This is a genomic window from Streptomyces sp. NPDC093094 (assembly GCF_044754345.1).
Classification (GTDB): Bacteria; Actinomycetota; Actinomycetes; order Streptomycetales; family Streptomycetaceae; genus Streptomyces.
The window spans coordinates 1-14,313 of record NZ_JBIVOX010000003.1 but is presented as its reverse complement, the minus strand read 5'-3'; the positions used below and the strand labels follow the sequence as shown (position 1 = coordinate 14,313).

General features: G+C 70.0%; 12 protein-coding genes, 1 rRNA gene and 1 riboswitch. Of the genes, 1 reads left to right on the top strand and 12 read right to left on the bottom strand.

Annotated features, from left to right (window positions below):
* Positions 1-131: 131 nt before the first annotated feature.
* The gene (gene gcvP / locus ACIQGV_RS06035) at positions 132-3,017 is read right to left on the bottom strand and encodes an aminomethyl-transferring glycine dehydrogenase (RefSeq protein ID WP_402491103.1); all 2,886 of its coding nucleotides are present in this window, start codon (positions 3,015-3,017) and stop codon (positions 132-134) included.
* 178 nt (positions 3,018-3,195) lie between these two features.
* A riboswitch (glycine riboswitch) is annotated at positions 3,196-3,291 on the bottom strand.
* A 115-nt stretch (positions 3,292-3,406) separates the two neighbouring features.
* Here gcvP and ACIQGV_RS06030 point away from each other — a divergent pair.
* Complete coding sequence (locus ACIQGV_RS06030; RefSeq protein ID WP_402492386.1) at positions 3,407-3,796, top strand: PRC-barrel domain-containing protein; 390 nt, start codon at positions 3,407-3,409, stop codon at positions 3,794-3,796.
* 157 nt (positions 3,797-3,953) lie between these two features.
* Here ACIQGV_RS06030 and ACIQGV_RS06025 read toward each other — a convergent pair whose 3' ends face one another.
* The 11 genes from ACIQGV_RS06025 to rrf form a co-directional block, all read right to left on the bottom strand.
* Positions 3,954-5,387 (bottom strand): DNA polymerase IV, encoded by a 1,434-nt coding sequence (locus ACIQGV_RS06025; RefSeq protein WP_402491100.1) that lies wholly within the window; start codon positions 5,385-5,387, stop codon positions 3,954-3,956.
* A 65-nt stretch (positions 5,388-5,452) separates the two neighbouring features.
* On the bottom strand, positions 5,453-6,097 hold the full coding sequence (locus ACIQGV_RS06020; RefSeq protein ID WP_402491097.1) for a MerR family transcriptional regulator: 645 nt from the start codon (positions 6,095-6,097) through the stop codon (positions 5,453-5,455).
* Positions 6,098-6,359: 262 nt separating this feature from the next.
* Positions 6,360-6,833 (bottom strand): bifunctional nuclease family protein, encoded by a 474-nt coding sequence (locus ACIQGV_RS06015; protein ID WP_067026588.1) that lies wholly within the window; start codon positions 6,831-6,833, stop codon positions 6,360-6,362.
* Between the two features lie 86 nt (positions 6,834-6,919).
* A complete protein-coding gene (locus ACIQGV_RS06010) occupies positions 6,920-7,657 on the bottom strand; it encodes a MerR family transcriptional regulator (protein WP_402491093.1) in 738 nt (245 codons plus the stop codon).
* Positions 7,658-7,700: 43 nt separating this feature from the next.
* Entirely contained in the window at positions 7,701-8,636 is a 936-nt protein-coding gene (locus tag ACIQGV_RS06005) for an FHA domain-containing protein (RefSeq protein WP_402491090.1), read from the bottom strand.
* A 61-nt stretch (positions 8,637-8,697) separates the two neighbouring features.
* Positions 8,698-9,534 (bottom strand): DUF881 domain-containing protein, encoded by an 837-nt coding sequence (locus ACIQGV_RS06000; RefSeq protein ID WP_402491088.1) that lies wholly within the window; start codon positions 9,532-9,534, stop codon positions 8,698-8,700.
* Between the two features lie 5 nt (positions 9,535-9,539).
* Positions 9,540-9,872, bottom strand: a complete 333-nt coding sequence (locus ACIQGV_RS05995; RefSeq protein ID WP_003988855.1) for a small basic family protein — start codon at positions 9,870-9,872, stop codon at positions 9,540-9,542.
* Positions 9,869-10,792, bottom strand: a complete 924-nt coding sequence (locus ACIQGV_RS05990; RefSeq protein WP_402491085.1) for a DUF881 domain-containing protein — start codon at positions 10,790-10,792, stop codon at positions 9,869-9,871. The genes ACIQGV_RS05995 and ACIQGV_RS05990 overlap by 4 nt, the downstream gene beginning before the upstream one ends.
* Before the next feature lie 98 nt (positions 10,793-10,890).
* Entirely contained in the window at positions 10,891-13,386 is a 2,496-nt protein-coding gene (locus tag ACIQGV_RS05985) for a sugar phosphate nucleotidyltransferase (protein ID WP_402491082.1), read from the bottom strand.
* Positions 13,387-13,500: 114 nt separating this feature from the next.
* Complete coding sequence (locus tag ACIQGV_RS05980; RefSeq protein WP_402491079.1) at positions 13,501-14,109, bottom strand: CDP-alcohol phosphatidyltransferase family protein; 609 nt, start codon at positions 14,107-14,109, stop codon at positions 13,501-13,503.
* Positions 14,110-14,220: 111 nt separating this feature from the next.
* A 5S ribosomal RNA gene (gene rrf, locus ACIQGV_RS05975) occupies positions 14,221-14,313 on the bottom strand; the annotation flags it as partial.

Below are 14,313 nucleotides of genomic sequence, written 5' to 3'. Positions count from 1 at the left end.
CCTCCGGACACGCAGGGCACTCGCCCCACAGACACGCAGGGCGCCCGCCCTCCCGACGGGCCGAGGCCCCCACCCCGGGCGGGGTGGGGGCCTCGTCACGAACCGGGACCGTCAGACCGTCAGGACGGCTCTCAGTCCTCGTACGCGTCCAGCGGCGGGCAGGAGCACACCAGGTTGCGGTCGCCGAATGCCTGGTCGATCCGGCGCACCGGCGGCCAGTACTTGCCGGCGGGGGACACGCCGGCCGGGAAGACGGCCTCCTCGCGCGAGTACGCGTGGTTCCACTCCCCGCCGAGCGCTGCGGCGGTGTGCGGAGCGCCCCGCAGCGGGTTGTCCTCGGCCGGCCACTCGCCCGCACCGACCTTCTCGATCTCCGCGCGGATGGCGATCATCGCCTCGCAGAAACGGTCCAGCTCGCCCAGGTCCTCGGACTCGGTCGGCTCGATCATCAGCGTGCCGGCCACCGGGAAGGACATCGTCGGCGCGTGGAAGCCGTAGTCGATGAGCCGCTTGGCGACGTCGTCCACGGTCACACCGGTCGCCTTGGTCAGCGGACGCAGGTCGATGATGCACTCGTGCGCCACCAGACCGCCCGGACCGTTGTAGAGGACCGGGTAGTGCGGTTCGAGGCGCTTGGCGATGTAGTTGGCGGAGAGCACGGCCACCTGGGTGGCCCGCTTGAGGCCCTCGCCGCCCATCAGCCGGACGTACGCCCACGAGATCGGCAGGATGCCCGCGGAGCCCCACGGCGCGGCGGAGATCGGGCCGACACCCGTCTCCGGGCCGGCGGACGGCTGGAGCGGGTGGTTCGGCAGGTACGGCGCGAGGTGCTCACGGACCGCGACCGGGCCGACACCGGGGCCACCGCCGCCGTGCGGGATGCAGAACGTCTTGTGCAGGTTCAGGTGCGAGACGTCGCCGCCGAAGTGACCCGGCTTGGCCAGGCCCACGAGCGCGTTGAGGTTGGCGCCGTCGACGTACACCTGGCCGCCGGCGTCGTGCACCTGGGCGCAGATGTCGGCGACGTGCTCCTCGAACACACCGTGCGTCGACGGGTAGGTGATCATCAGCACCGACAGCTCGTCACGGTGCTGCTCGATCTTCGCCCGCAGGTCCTCGACGTCGATCTCGCCGTCCTCGGCGGTCTTCACGACGACGACCTTCATGCCCGCCATCACCGCGCTGGCGGCGTTGGTGCCGTGCGCGGAGGACGGGATCAGGCACACCGTGCGCTGCTCGTCGCCGTTGGCGCGGTGGTACCCGCGCACGGCGAGCAGACCGGCCAGCTCGCCCTGCGAACCGGCGTTGGGCTGAAGGCTGACCTTGTCGTAGCCGGTGACCTCGGCGAGACGGTCCTCCAGCTCACGGATGAGCGTGAGGTAGCCCTCCACCTGCTCCTCGGGCGCGAACGGGTGCAGCTGGCCGAACTCGGGCCAGGTAACCGGCTCCATCTCGGTGGTCGCGTTGAGCTTCATGGTGCAGGAGCCCAGCGGGATCATGCCGCGGTCGAGCGCGTAGTCGCGGTCCGACAGCCGGCGCAGGTAACGCAGCATCGCCGTCTCGGAGCGGTGCTGGTGGAAGACGGGGTGGGTGAGGTAGTCGTCGGTGCGCAGCAGCGCGTCCGGCAGCGTGTCCCCGGCCGTCGCGTCGAGCGCCTCGACGTCGCCGTCCACGCCGAACGCGGACCAGACGGCCTTCAGCTGCTCCCGGGTGGTGGTCTCGTCGCAGGCGGCGGACACGTGGTCGGCGTCGACGAGGTGCAGGTTGACACCGTTCGCGCGTGCGGCGGCCACGACCTCGGCGGCCCGGCCCTCGACACGCGCGGTCACCGTGTCGAAGAAGGAGCCGTGGACCAGCTCGACACCGTCGGCGGCCAGACCCGCAGCCAGGACGGCGGCGTAGCGGTGGGTGCGCCGGGCGATGGTCCGCAGCCCGTCGGGCCCGTGGTAGACGGCGTACATACCGGCCATCACGGCGAGCAGCACCTGGGCGGTGCAGATGTTGCTGGTGGCCTTCTCCCGGCGGATGTGCTGCTCACGCGTCTGGAGCGCCAGGCGGTACGCCTTGTGGCCGTCGGCGTCGACGGACACGCCCACGAGGCGGCCCGGCAGGCTGCGCGCGAACTTGTCCTGGACGGCCATGTAGCCGGCGTGGGGACCGCCGAAGCCCATCGGCACACCGAAGCGCTGCGTCGTGCCGACCGCGATGTCCGCGCCCAGCTCGCCCGGCGACCTCAGCAGCGTCAGAGCGAGCAGGTCGGCGGCGACGGTCACGAGCGCGCCGAGCTCGTGGGCCTGGTCGACGAGCGCCTTGATGTCCCGTACGGCACCGGAGGCGCCCGGGTACTGGATCAGTACGCCGTTGATCTCACGCGCGGCGATGTCGGCCGGGATGCCCTCGCTGAGGTCGGCGACGACGACCTCGACACCGGTCGGCTCGGCACGGGTCTCGATCACGGCGACGGTCTGCGGCAGCGCGTCCGCGTCGACGAGGAACAGGCCCTTCTTGTTCTTGCCCATACGCCGCGACAGCGCCATGGCCTCCGCGGCGGCGGTGCCCTCGTCGAGCAGCGACGCGCCGGAGGTCGGCAGCCCGGTGAGCTCGGCGACGACGGTCTGGAAGTTCAGCAGGGCTTCCAGACGTCCCTGGGAGATCTCGGGCTGGTAGGGCGTGTACGCCGTGTACCAGGCCGGGTTCTCCATCACGTTGCGCAGGATGACGGGCGGCGTGAAGGTGCCGTGGTAACCGAGCCCGATCATGGAGCCGAGGACCTGGTTGCGGTCGGCCAGCGAGCGCAGCTCGGCGAGGACCTCGGCCTCGGTGCGCGCACCCGGCAGGTCCAGGGCGTCGGCGTTCTTGATGACGTCCGGCACCGCGGCGGCGGTGAGCTCGTCGAGCGAGCCGTAGCCGACCTGCGCGAGCATCTTGGCCCGCGCCTCCTGGTCGGGCCCGATGTGACGCTGCTCGAAGGGGATGCCCTGTTCGAGCTCGGAGAGCGGAATGCGCTGGGCGGTCATTGCGGAGGCCTCCTGGTCTGACGCGACCTTCGAGGGGCACCACGGCGCGGGTGCCCCGACGGCCTCCCCCTCTGTCATCTCAACCTGAGAGTTTCACCGGACAGCCCGAAGGCACATCCGGCTTTCACCGTCGGTGAGAGCGGACACCGTCGACACCCGCTCTGCTTTCCAGAGTGACCTCGTCCGTGCGGTACAGGGGCCTGAGAGATTCCGGGGAGGATTTGCTCCTTCGGCGCCTCCGGTGATGTCCGGAGGACTCTCCCGCACGGGGTCAGCAGCCGCCTGCAAGCCTACCAGCGAGGTTCTCGGACGGGCCTTCGAGTGGCCATGCTCACCATTGTGCTCTTTCGTAGTGCTTACGGATGAGTTGCGACCAAGTGGAGGGGCTCGTGCAGACCGACATCGATCCGCGCAACCTGATCGGCCGCAAGGCGTTCGACCGCAACGGCACCAAGATCGGCACGATCGACGAGGTGTACCTCGACGACGCGACCGGCGTGCCGGAATGGGCGGCCATACGCACCGGCCTGTTCTCCAGAGACGCCTTCGTCCCCCTGGAGCCCAGCGAGCTGATCGAGGGCACGCTCCACGTCCCCTTCGACCGGACCCTCATCAAGGACGCCCCCGACTTCGGCGTGGGCCGCCATCTCTCCCCCGAACAGGAACTCCAGCTGTACCACCACTACGGCCTGGACGTGGCCCCACCGCCGTCGTTCCCCGACCGCGACTTCGGGCAGGTGGCCGGCCAGGACGAGCCTCAGAAGGGCGGACCCCGGTAACACGCGCCCCCGGCGGTACGGGGCCTCGGCAGGGCGAGGCCCCGGTGGAGCGTGCCGCGCTCCGCACGGGGCGCCGCGGCTCGCGCGGACCCGCAGCGCGCCCGGCCCCGCTGCGGCGCGCCCCGAGGCCGGGCCGCAGCGGGGCCCGACGGCTCCCTCACGAAACCCGGTCCGGCGTCCCGGCAGCCCCGGCAGCCCCGGCAGCCCCGGCAGCCCCGGCAGCCCCGGCAGCCCCGGCGACACCCTCCCCGGCCCCTTCCGCCCCCGCCACCAAGGGCAGCGGCTCCGCCGGGCGGAGGTGAGGGTCCTGGACCCGGAACGTCCGCACCCGGCCCGGCTCCGACCCGGGCGTCTCGAACCTGACCGTCACCCTGCCGAGGCCGCTGCCCTGCACCCAGCCGTGCCCGTACTCGTCGTGCCGGACATCGTGCCCGGGTGACCATCTCCGCTCCTCCGGCTCGGCCGGCTCCCGCACCCCTTCCTCGACACGCTCCTCCTGCGCGGGCTGCTCCTGCTCGCCCGCGGCCTGCGCGAACAGGTCCTCCTGCGTGAAGTCGGCCAGTCCGCTCACCCCGACACCGAGGAGCCGCACCCCGCCCGTGGTGTCCACGGCCTCCAGCAGCCGCAGCGCGGCCTCCCGCACGACCGCCGGATCGTCCGTGGGCCCGCGCAGCGTCTCGGACCGGGTCAGCGTCGAGAAGTCGTAGCGGCGCACCTTCAGCACGATCGTCCGCCCGGACAGCCCGGCCCCCCGCAGCCGCCCCACGCACCGGTCGGCCAGCCGCTGCACCTCCAGGCCGACCCGCACCCGGTCGTGGATGTCCACGTCGTACGTGTCCTCGACGGACACCGACTTCGTCTCCCGCTCCGCCACCACCGGCCGCTCGTCCCGGGCCAGCGCCATGGCGTACAGGGCGTGCCCGTGCGCCTTCCCGAGCAGCCGGACCAGTTCGTCCTCCCCCGCCTCGGCCAGTTCCCCGACGGTGTGGACGCCCGCCCGTCTCAGATGGTCCCCCGTGGCCGGTCCCACCCCCGGCAGGGTCCGCACGGACATCGGCCCGAGCATCGCCCGCTCGGTCCCCGGCTCGATCAGCACGAGGCCGTCGGGCTTGGCCTGCTCCGAGGCGATCTTCGCCAGCATCTTGGAGGCGGCCAGCCCCACCGACCCGGTCAGTCCGGTGACGTCCTGTATCGCCGTCCGCAGCCCGGCCCCGGCCAGCCGGGCCGACTCCGCGTCCCAGGCCGCCCCGGCGGCCTCCAGGTCCACGAACGCCTCGTCCAGGCTCAGCGGCTCCACCAGCGGCGACAGGGCCCGCAGCAACCCCATCACCTGCTCGCTGATCGTCCGGTACAGCTGGAAGCGCGGCACCAGATACGCGGCGTTCGGCGCGAGCCGCCGCGCCTGTCCCATCGGCATCGCGGAGTGCACCCCGAACACCCGGGCCTCGTAGGAGCAGGTCGCCACCACCCCGCGCGGCCCGAGCCCGCCCACGACGACGGCCTTCCCGCGCAGGCTCGGCTTGGATGCCTGCTCCACCGAGGCGAAGAAGGCGTCCATGTCGAGATGCATGATCGTGGGCGCGGTTCTCACGTCTCCGATGCTGCACCATGCCACTGACAATGCCCCGCCGCCGCGGCGCGGCGCCGGGCACGGCGCTACACGGCCTTGTTGCGCCGCCTGGCCAGTTCGTCCGCCGGGTTGTGCCCGACGAGCGTCTCGCCGGTGTCGATGCGCTCACCGTGCAGCTGCGACAGCGCGTTCTCCACGTCCCGCCACACCACACCGACGGCGATGCCGAAGACACCCTGACCGCCCTGGAGCAGCGCGTGCACCTCGTCGGGCGACGTGCACTCGTAGACGGTGGCGCCGTCGCTCATCAGCGTCATGCGCTCCAGGTCGCGGAAACCGCGCTCGCGCAGATGCTGGACCGTGGTGCGGATGTTCTGCAGGGACACACCCGTGTCCAGGAACCGCTTGACGATCTTCAGGACGACGACGTCCCGGAAGCTGTACAGGCGCTGGGTCCCGGACCCGTACGCGGGCCGCACGCTGGGCTCGACCAGTCCGGTGCGCGCCCAGTAGTCCAGCTGCCGGTAGGTGATCCCTGCGGCCGCACAGGCCGTCGGCCCCCGGTAACCGATCTGCTCGGGCGCCACCGGCGCCGCCCCCGCGCCGCTGGGCACCGCCACGGGCCGCTGGGGAGCACGATCGGACGCGCTGCCATGAAGCGGGTACGGACCGCCCTCCCCCGGACCGCGTCCGGGAGCACCCCCAGCCGTACCGTCGCCGCTGCTTCTCACGCCGACCTCCGTCCTTGACCTGCCCTCTCGACGGTAGGCAGTCACCAAGGGTGCGTCAACGATCGCCACACTCGGCACGCCGAGTGATAATCACCCCAGGAGTGGTTTCCCGTACCCAACCGCGGGGAAAGGCTAGCCGAATGCGCCCGGAAGGGGCCGCAGGACGCACTCGATCGCCGGTGGCATGTGCCGAGGTCCGAGCCGATCCGACAGCGTACGGCCGGCCCGGCGGAACCTCTCCGCCCGGCCGGCCCGCCGCGTCTCACTGATTGCTGGTGCCGAAGTCCTCGGGCGAGATCTGGTCGAGGAACTCGCGGAACTTCTCCACCTCGTCCTCCTGCTCGTCCGGGATCGCGATGCCCGCGTCGTCGAGCACCCCGTCACTGCCGTAGATCGGCGTGCCGGTGCGCAGGGCCAGCGCTATGGCATCGGACGGGCGGGCGCTCACCTCGACGCCGCTGGCGAACACCAGCTCCGCGTAGAACACGCCCTCACGCAGGTCCGTGATGCGCACCTCGGTGAGCTCCTGGCCGACGGCCTCCAGCACGTCCTTGAACAGGTCATGGGTCAGCGGCCGTGCGGGGGCCATGCCCTGCTGGGCGAAGGCGATCGCCGTCGCCTCCCCCGGCCCGATCCAGATGGGGAGGTAGCGGTCGCCTCCCACTTCGCGCAGGAGCACGATCGGTTGGTTGGAGGGCATTTCGACCCGGACACCTACGACATCGAGCTCGTTCACACAGCAACCCTAGGCCGTGCCCGGGACGTTTGGGTAGTCGGGCCGGACGCGCGAGCCCGATCCGGCCGCCGCGGAGGCGTCCCCGGTCACGGCAGACGGACCCCGAGCGCGGTCCGGATCAGCGCCGCGTGCAGCTTCAGGGTGAGCCCCGCGAGCTCCTTGGCGCGGGCCTCGGCGTGGGCGCGGGTCTGCGGGTTCCGGTGCCGTCTGAGCGGGGCCACGACCTGGTCCACCAGCCCGGCCTCCCGGTCGGCCGCCGCCTTCATCATCCGCAGATGACGCGGCTCGATCCCGAACCGGCCCAGCTCCGTCACCAGGGACGCCACCGTCACCGTCTCGGCGTCGTACACCCCGTCCGGCAGCGGCGTGATCAGCCCGTACGACTCCCACTCCGCCAGCTCGGACTCCTCGATCCCGGCCGCGGCGATCAGCTCGGCCCGCCCGATCCGGGCCGCCGCGGGCGCCTCGACCGCCTCCGGAAGGCCCTCGCCGTCACGCTGCCGGCCGAGCGCAGGAAGCCGCACGTCCTCACCGCGCTCGACGGCGTCGAGGTACTCGCGGATCACCTTCAGCGGCAGATAGTGGTCCCGTTGCATCCGCAGCACATGACCGAGGCGCTCGACATCGCCCGCGCTGAACTTGCGGTACCCCGAAGGGGTGCGCTGCGGGTCGATGAGCCCTTCCGACTCCAGGAAACGGATCTTGGAGATGGTGACTTCGGGGAACTCCTCGCGCAGCACGTTCAGCACCGTGCCGATACTCATCAGTCCACTGTCCGCGGCGGCGGTGCCGCTCCCGGCACCGCCGCTCGGTGTTTGAAGCATGGACCTTCCCTGGGGGTTCCCCCGGACTCAGGTCCGGGGCGGGTCAGATGCCCTGCCGGCTCGCGTAGAAAACGAGCCGGTACTTTCCGATCTGCACCTCGTCACCGTTGGACAGAGCGACCTGGTCGATCCGCTCACGGTTGACGTACGTGCCGTTCAGGCTGCCCACGTCGGCGACGGTGAACGTGCCGTCCCCCGCGCGCCGGAACTCCACATGGCGGCGCGAGACCGTGACGTCGTCCAGGAAGATGTCGCTCTGCGGGTGCCGCCCGGCCGTGGTCAGGTCGCCGTCCAGCAGGAAGCGGCTGCCCGAGTTCGGACCCCGGCGCACGACCAGCAGCGCCGAACCCAGCGGCAGCGCGTCCACGGCGGCCTGCGCCTCGGGCGACAGCGCGGGAACGGCCGTCTGGCCGGTCACCTCGGCGTCGTACGCCTCCAGACCACTGATGGAGATCGTGGACGTCGTCTCCGACGGACGCTCCGGGGTGACGCCCGGCCGCAGCGGAGCACCGCAGTTCGAGCAGAAGCGGCTGTTCTCCGCGTTGCGGTGACCGCACCTCGTACACACCAGGGCCGACATGGACGGATCCTCCTGCCGCGGCTGCCCCGCCGGGGCGTTGGACGCGTACGGGTCGTGAGGGAACCCTCCACCCGTACTTGAGGTCGACGGTTGCCCGAAACCTATGCCTCCGGCCTGGGCAGGGTCAACCGACGACGCGCCCGGACCAGCGACCTGGTCGCGGAACAGCGGGCGGCTCTCCGCATCGGGCTGTGCGCGATGACGAGCAGTGGCACTGCTGTCGCTGCCCTCTCGCGCGCTCTTGCCGAACAACTTCGCAAACAACTTCACGGGCGATTCCCCTTGACCGAAATAGACCCGCCCGTGGGGCAGGACGAACCCTGACTGCACTCCATGGCAGACCCGGACATCCTCACAACGTCCGTCGCCACCAGACAGTTTCCACCACGCACCACCCATTCGGTGCGCCGACCCCCCGCAACCTCATGCCCTCGACGGACGGCCCCCATGCACCCCCGGTTCACTGCGAGGACGACCGAGCGTAGTCAGGCCGCTTCACCGTCCGCAAGGCGTCCACGACGATCTTGTCGGAGCGCTCCACGGTGACCGTGGCCTGCTCCTTCTCCAGCGTCTGCACCACACCTCCTGGGATGTTGAGGGCCGGTTCGAGATCCTGGGGCTTGCCGATGACCTTGAAACGATAAGGTGCGTTGATCTTGTTCCCGTCGACGCTCACGCCGTCGTCGGAATCCGTCAGATAGGTTCCCGCGACCACACGCACATCGTTGACCTGGATCGCCTCGGCGCCGGCGGCGCGCAGCTCCTGGACCGCGTCCAGCAGCATGTCCGCCTCGACCGTCCCCTTGGTGTCGTCGATCGTCATCGTGATCCCGGGCCCCTGCGCGGCCACCGTGCCCGCCAGGATGCCGAGTTGCCTCTCCTTCTCGATCGTCTGCCGCCGGGCCTCCTCCGCCTGGTCGGAGCTGTTCTCCAGCTCGTCCCGCTGCTTCTCCAGACCCTGCTTCTCGTCCTCAAGACGCTGAGTACGGTCATCCAGTTCATCGAGGATGCGAACAAGATCTTCCTGACGCGCGCCGCGCAGGGCGGTGTCGTCGTCGCTGTTGGACGCCACCTGCACGGCCAGACCGAAGCCCAGACCGAACAACAGCACAGCGACGATGAGTTGGGCCCGTGTGACACGCGGCGGCCACAAACCCTTGCCCAGCCGCTGGCGGCCCGTGAGCGCGGCCTCCGCCGGCTCCTCGGCCGGCGGCTCCGCCGGAGCGGCCGCCGCGGGCACCTCCTCGGGAAGCTCCTTGCGCAGGCGGTTCTCGGGCGCCTCGTCCTGGTTGCTCATCGGCCTCACGCCCGGAACACGTGCCGCCGGATCGCGGCGGCGTTGGAGAAGATCCGGATGCCGAGCACGACCACCACACCCGTGGACAGCTGGGCGCCCACGCCCAGCTTGTCCCCGAGGAACACGATCAACGCGGCGACGACCACGTTCGACAGGAACGACACCACGAACACCTTGTCGTCGAAGATCCCGTCGAGCATGGCCCGCAGACCACCGAACACGGCGTCCAGCGCCGCCACGACGGCGATGGGCAGGTAAGGCTCGACCACCGCCGGAACCTCAGGCCGGACCAACAGGCCGGCCACGACTCCCACGACGAGGCCCAGTACGGCGATCACGATGTGCCCTTCTCAGCTTGCGGCTGTGCTGTCTCGGTTCTCGGCTGTGCTGTACGTACGATCAGGCTCGGCGCAGCGGGCAGCCGCAGGTCGTCCTCGACGGAGAGGGCGGTCCGGATCCCGTAGTTCTCCTGGAGGACATGCAGATACAGCCCGTCCGCGCTGTCCTGGAACCGGGTGCTCAGCTTCTTGCCGTCCCCCACCGCCAGCACCGTGTACGGAGGCACCAGCGGTCTGTTGTCGACCAGTATCGCGTCACCCGCGGCCCTGATCGCGGACAGCGCCGTCAGCCGCTGCCCGTTGATGGACACGGCCTCGGCACCCGACTCCCACAGCCCGTTCACCACACGCTGGAGATCACGGTCGCGCACCCGCCCCGTGTCGGAGAACCCGGACGACCCGCGCGGGTCACCGTCCCCGCCGTCGGAAGTGCCCTCGGCGTCGTCGACGACCAGCTTCACCCCGGGACCGTGGACCTCCACGGCGCCCGAGAGCAGCCCCACCAGCTCCGCCTGGCCGCTGCCGCCGCTGTCCTTGAGCGCCGCCCGCTGCCGCGCCCCGACGTCGTCCCGCAGCGACTCCACGGACTCCTCCAGCTCGTCCGCGGCGTCCGTCTCGCGCCCGATGCGGTCGATCAGCTCCTCGCGCTCCTTGGCCACCACGGGAGCCGCGACCCTGGCCTGCGCCGCTCCGACCGTGACCACGAGCGCCGCGAGCACCAGGCCGGCCGCCAGGCCGAGCTTCGCCCTGAGCGTCCTGGGCAGTCCGCCCTCGCCCGCGGCCTCCCTGCGCGCCGCGGCCTCCGCGTAGCCGTCGTCGAGGCTGTGGTCCATGACATTGGTGAGCAGCGACATGGACGCGTCCGGGCGCGGAACGCCGGGACTGCTCCGAACGGGGGGCTGCTGCGACATGCCGCACATCGTCGCACGTCGCGGCCGGTACCTCCGAATGGCCCCACCGACGTGCCGGACAGGCCCCCTTGGGGGCACTTGTCCGGCACGCGCGTGTGCTGCCCTTTCTACCGCCCGGCGCTGTCCACGACAGCCGACCACTCGTCGAGCAGAGCCTGCGCGGAGGCGTCGTCGGGACCCTCCGCCCACAGATGGGTGACGGCCTCCGCGGGATCGGGAAGGACCATCACCCAGCGTCCGTCCGTCTCCACCACCCGCACGCCGTCCGTGGTGTCCACGGAGCGGTCTCCGGCCGCCTCGACGACCCTCCGCATCACCAGGCCCTTGACCGCCCACGGGGTCGCCAGATCGCGCTTGAGGACGTGCGCGCGCGGAATGCGCGCGTCGATCTGGCTCAGCGTGAGCTGGGTCCGCGCCACCAGCCCGATCAGCCGCACGAACGCCGCCGTACCGTCGAACACGCTGCTGAACTCGGGGACGATGAAGCCGCCCTTGCCGTCGCCTCCGAAGATGGTCGTCTCGTCCCGCCCGACCCGCGTGAGGTCGTCCGGCGACGTCGTCGTCCACTCCACCTGCGTCCCGTGGTACGCCGCCACCTGCTCGGCGATCCGTGTCGTCGTCACCGGCAGGGCCACCCGCCCGCTGCGCCGCTCGGCGGCCACCAGGTCGAGCATCACCAGTAGCGCCCGGTCGTCCTCGACGATGCGCCCCTTCTCGTCGACGAGCGACAGCCGCTCACCGACCGGGTCGAACCGCACGCCGAACGCGGCCCGCGCGGACGCCACGATCTCGCCGAGCCGCACCAGCCCCGACCGTCGCGCCTCGGCCGTCTCGGTCGGCCTGGACTCGTCGAGACCGGGATTGATCGTCAGCGAGTCCACCCCGAGCTTGCCCAGCAGGCTGGGCAGCACCAGACCGGCGCTTCCGTTCGACGCGTCGACGACGACCTTCAGCCCCGACTCGGCGATACCGGTGGTGTCGACGTTCCGCAGCAGCGAACCTGTGTACGAGTCGAAGACGCTCGCCGGGAAGTGCAGGTCCCCGATCTCTCCGGGGAAGGCCCTCCGGTACTCCTGCCGCGCGAACACCCGGTCCAGCTTCCGCTGGCTGCCCTGCGACAGGTCGGCGCCCTGGCTGTCGAGGAAGATGATGTCCACCGAGTCCGGCACCCCGGGCGTCGTCCGGATCATGATTCCGCCGGCGCTGCCCCTGGCCGTCTGCTGCCGTGCCACGGGCAGCGGTACGTTCTCCAGGTCCCGTACGTCGATGGCGCTGGCCTGCAGCGCGGAGATGACAGCCCGCTTCAGTGCGCGTGCGCCACGGGAGTGGTCACGGGCCGTGGTGACGGTGGAGCCCTTCTTCAGAGTCGTCGCGTACGCGCCCGCGAGCCGCACGGCCAGCTCAGGAGTGATCTCCACGTTCAGGATCCCGGAGACACCACGGGCGCCGAAGAGATGCGCCTGCCCCCTGGACTCCCAGATCACCGACGTGTTGACGAAGGCACCGGCCTCGATCGTCTTGAACGGGTAGACCCGCACATTGCCCTGCACGATCGATTCTTCACCGATCAGGCATTCGTCACCGATGACCCCGCCGTCCTCGATCCGGGCGGCCCGCATGATGTCGGTGTTCTTGCCGACGACACATCCGCGCAGATTGCTGTGCTGTCCGACGTACACGTTGTCGTGCACCACGGCCTTGTGCAGGAAGGCGCCGCTCTTGACGACCACGTTCGATCCCACGACGGTGTGCTCGCGGATCTCGGCGCCGGCCTCGACCTTGGCGTAGTCACCGATGTAGAGCGGCCCGCGCAGCACGGCGTCGGGGTGCACCTCGGCGCCCTCCGCCACCCACACTCCCGGCGAGATCTCGAAGCCGTCGATCTCGACGTCGACCTTGCGCTCCAGAACGTCGGCCTGCGCCTTGACGTAGCTCTCGTGGGTGCCGACGTCCTCCCAGTAGCCCTCGGCCACGAAGCCGTAGACCGGCTTGCCTTCCTTCATCAGCTGAGGGAAGACGTCACCGGACCAGTCCACCGGGACATCGGCCTCGACATAGTTGAATACCTCCGGCTCCATGACATAGATGCCGGTGTTCACCGTGTCGGAGAAAACCTGCCCCCAGGTCGGCTTCTCGAGGAAGCGCTCGACCTTTCCTTCTTCGTCGACGATGGTGATGCCGAATTCCAGCGGATTGGGCACACGTGTCAGGCAGACCGTGACGAGCGCGCCCTTCTCCTTGTGGAAGTTGATCAACTCGGTGAGGTCGAAGTCGGTGAGCGCGTCACCGGAGATGACGAGGAAAGCGTCGTCCTTCAGCGCCTCTTCGGCGTTCTTGACGCTTCCGGCGGTACCGAGTGGCTTCTCCTCGTTGGCATAGGTGAGCTCCATCCCGAGCTCTTCACCGTCACCGAAGTAGTTCTTCACCAGCGACGCCAGGAACTGGACAGTGACGACGGTCTCGGTGAGCCCATGCCTTTTGAGCAGCCGCAGGACATGCTCCATGATCGGCCGATTGGCCACTGGCAGGAGCGGCTTGGGCATGCTTGAGGTCATGGGGCGAAGGCGTGTGCCCTCGCCACCGGCCATCACGACGGCCTTCATGTCGGAAGCGTCCTCCTCGAAGAGACGACGGTCTAGCCGACTTCACCCGCCCGAATCGTCCCGCACATTTCGTTGCGGGCGATCGCTCGGTCACGTCCGCGGCAATCCGCGAACTCAATCGGCCATGGAGTCCGCACGAACGAGACGGCGGACCTGCACTACATAGAGCACTCCTGCCCACCAGTAGAGGGTTGTACCCCATCCTGCGAACGCCCATCCGAAAACAGCGGCGAGTGACGAGATCCAACCGCTCCCGTCACTGAGCAGGAGGAGGGGGAAGGCGTACATCAAGTTGAATGTAGCTGCCTTCCCGAGGAAGTTCACCTGCGGCGGCGGGTACCCGTGGCGCCGGAGGATACCCACCATCACCAGGAGGACCAGTTCTCGCGCCAGCAGTACCGCGGTCAGCCAGAGCGGCAGAATCTCGCGCCAGGTGAGTCCGACCAGGGTCGAGAGAATGTAGAGCCGGTCGGCAGCGGGGTCCAGGAGCCGGCCAAGACTGCTGATCTGGTTCCACCGGCGGGCGAGCTTGCCGTCCAGATAGTCGGTGACCCCGCTCAGGGCCAGTACGAGAAGCGCCCAGCCGTCGCTCTGCGGCCCGCCGAACTCGGGCCTGAGAATCAGCCACAGGAAGAGGGGTACGCCGAGCAGACGCGCCATGCTGAGGATGTTCGGGATGGTGAGCACCCTGTCCGTCTGGACTCGGGTCTCCTGGACCTCCACCCGGGGGCCTCCTGCGGTAAACGTGCCAACGATGCCCCCTGACCCTACCTCAACGCAAAAAAGCTCTGGCCCTCAGGTGAATCACCTGAGGGCCAGAGCTGCATAAGAATTGTTCGGCGGCGTCCTACTCTCCCACAGGGTCCCCCCTGCAGTACCATCGGCGCTGTAAGGCTTAGCTTCCGGGTTCGGAATGTAACCGGGCGT

Excerpts from the sequence above, each read along its gene's own strand:
- gcvP (WP_402491103.1), bottom strand. The coding sequence starts at position 3,017 with ATGACCGCCCAGCGCATTCCGCTCTCCGAGCTCGAACAGGGCATCCCC.
- ACIQGV_RS06010 (WP_402491093.1), bottom strand. The coding sequence starts at position 7,657 with ATGCTTCAAACACCGAGCGGCGGTGCCGGGAGCGGCACCGCCGCCGCG.
- ACIQGV_RS06005 (WP_402491090.1), bottom strand. The coding sequence starts at position 8,636 with ATGGGTGGTGCGTGGTGGAAACTGTCTGGTGGCGACGGACGTTGTGAG.
- ACIQGV_RS06000 (WP_402491088.1), bottom strand. The coding sequence starts at position 9,534 with ATGAGCAACCAGGACGAGGCGCCCGAGAACCGCCTGCGCAAGGAGCTT.
- ACIQGV_RS05990 (WP_402491085.1), bottom strand. The coding sequence starts at position 10,792 with ATGTGCGGCATGTCGCAGCAGCCCCCCGTTCGGAGCAGTCCCGGCGTT.
- ACIQGV_RS05985 (WP_402491082.1), bottom strand. The coding sequence starts at position 13,386 with ATGAAGGCCGTCGTGATGGCCGGTGGCGAGGGCACACGCCTTCGCCCC.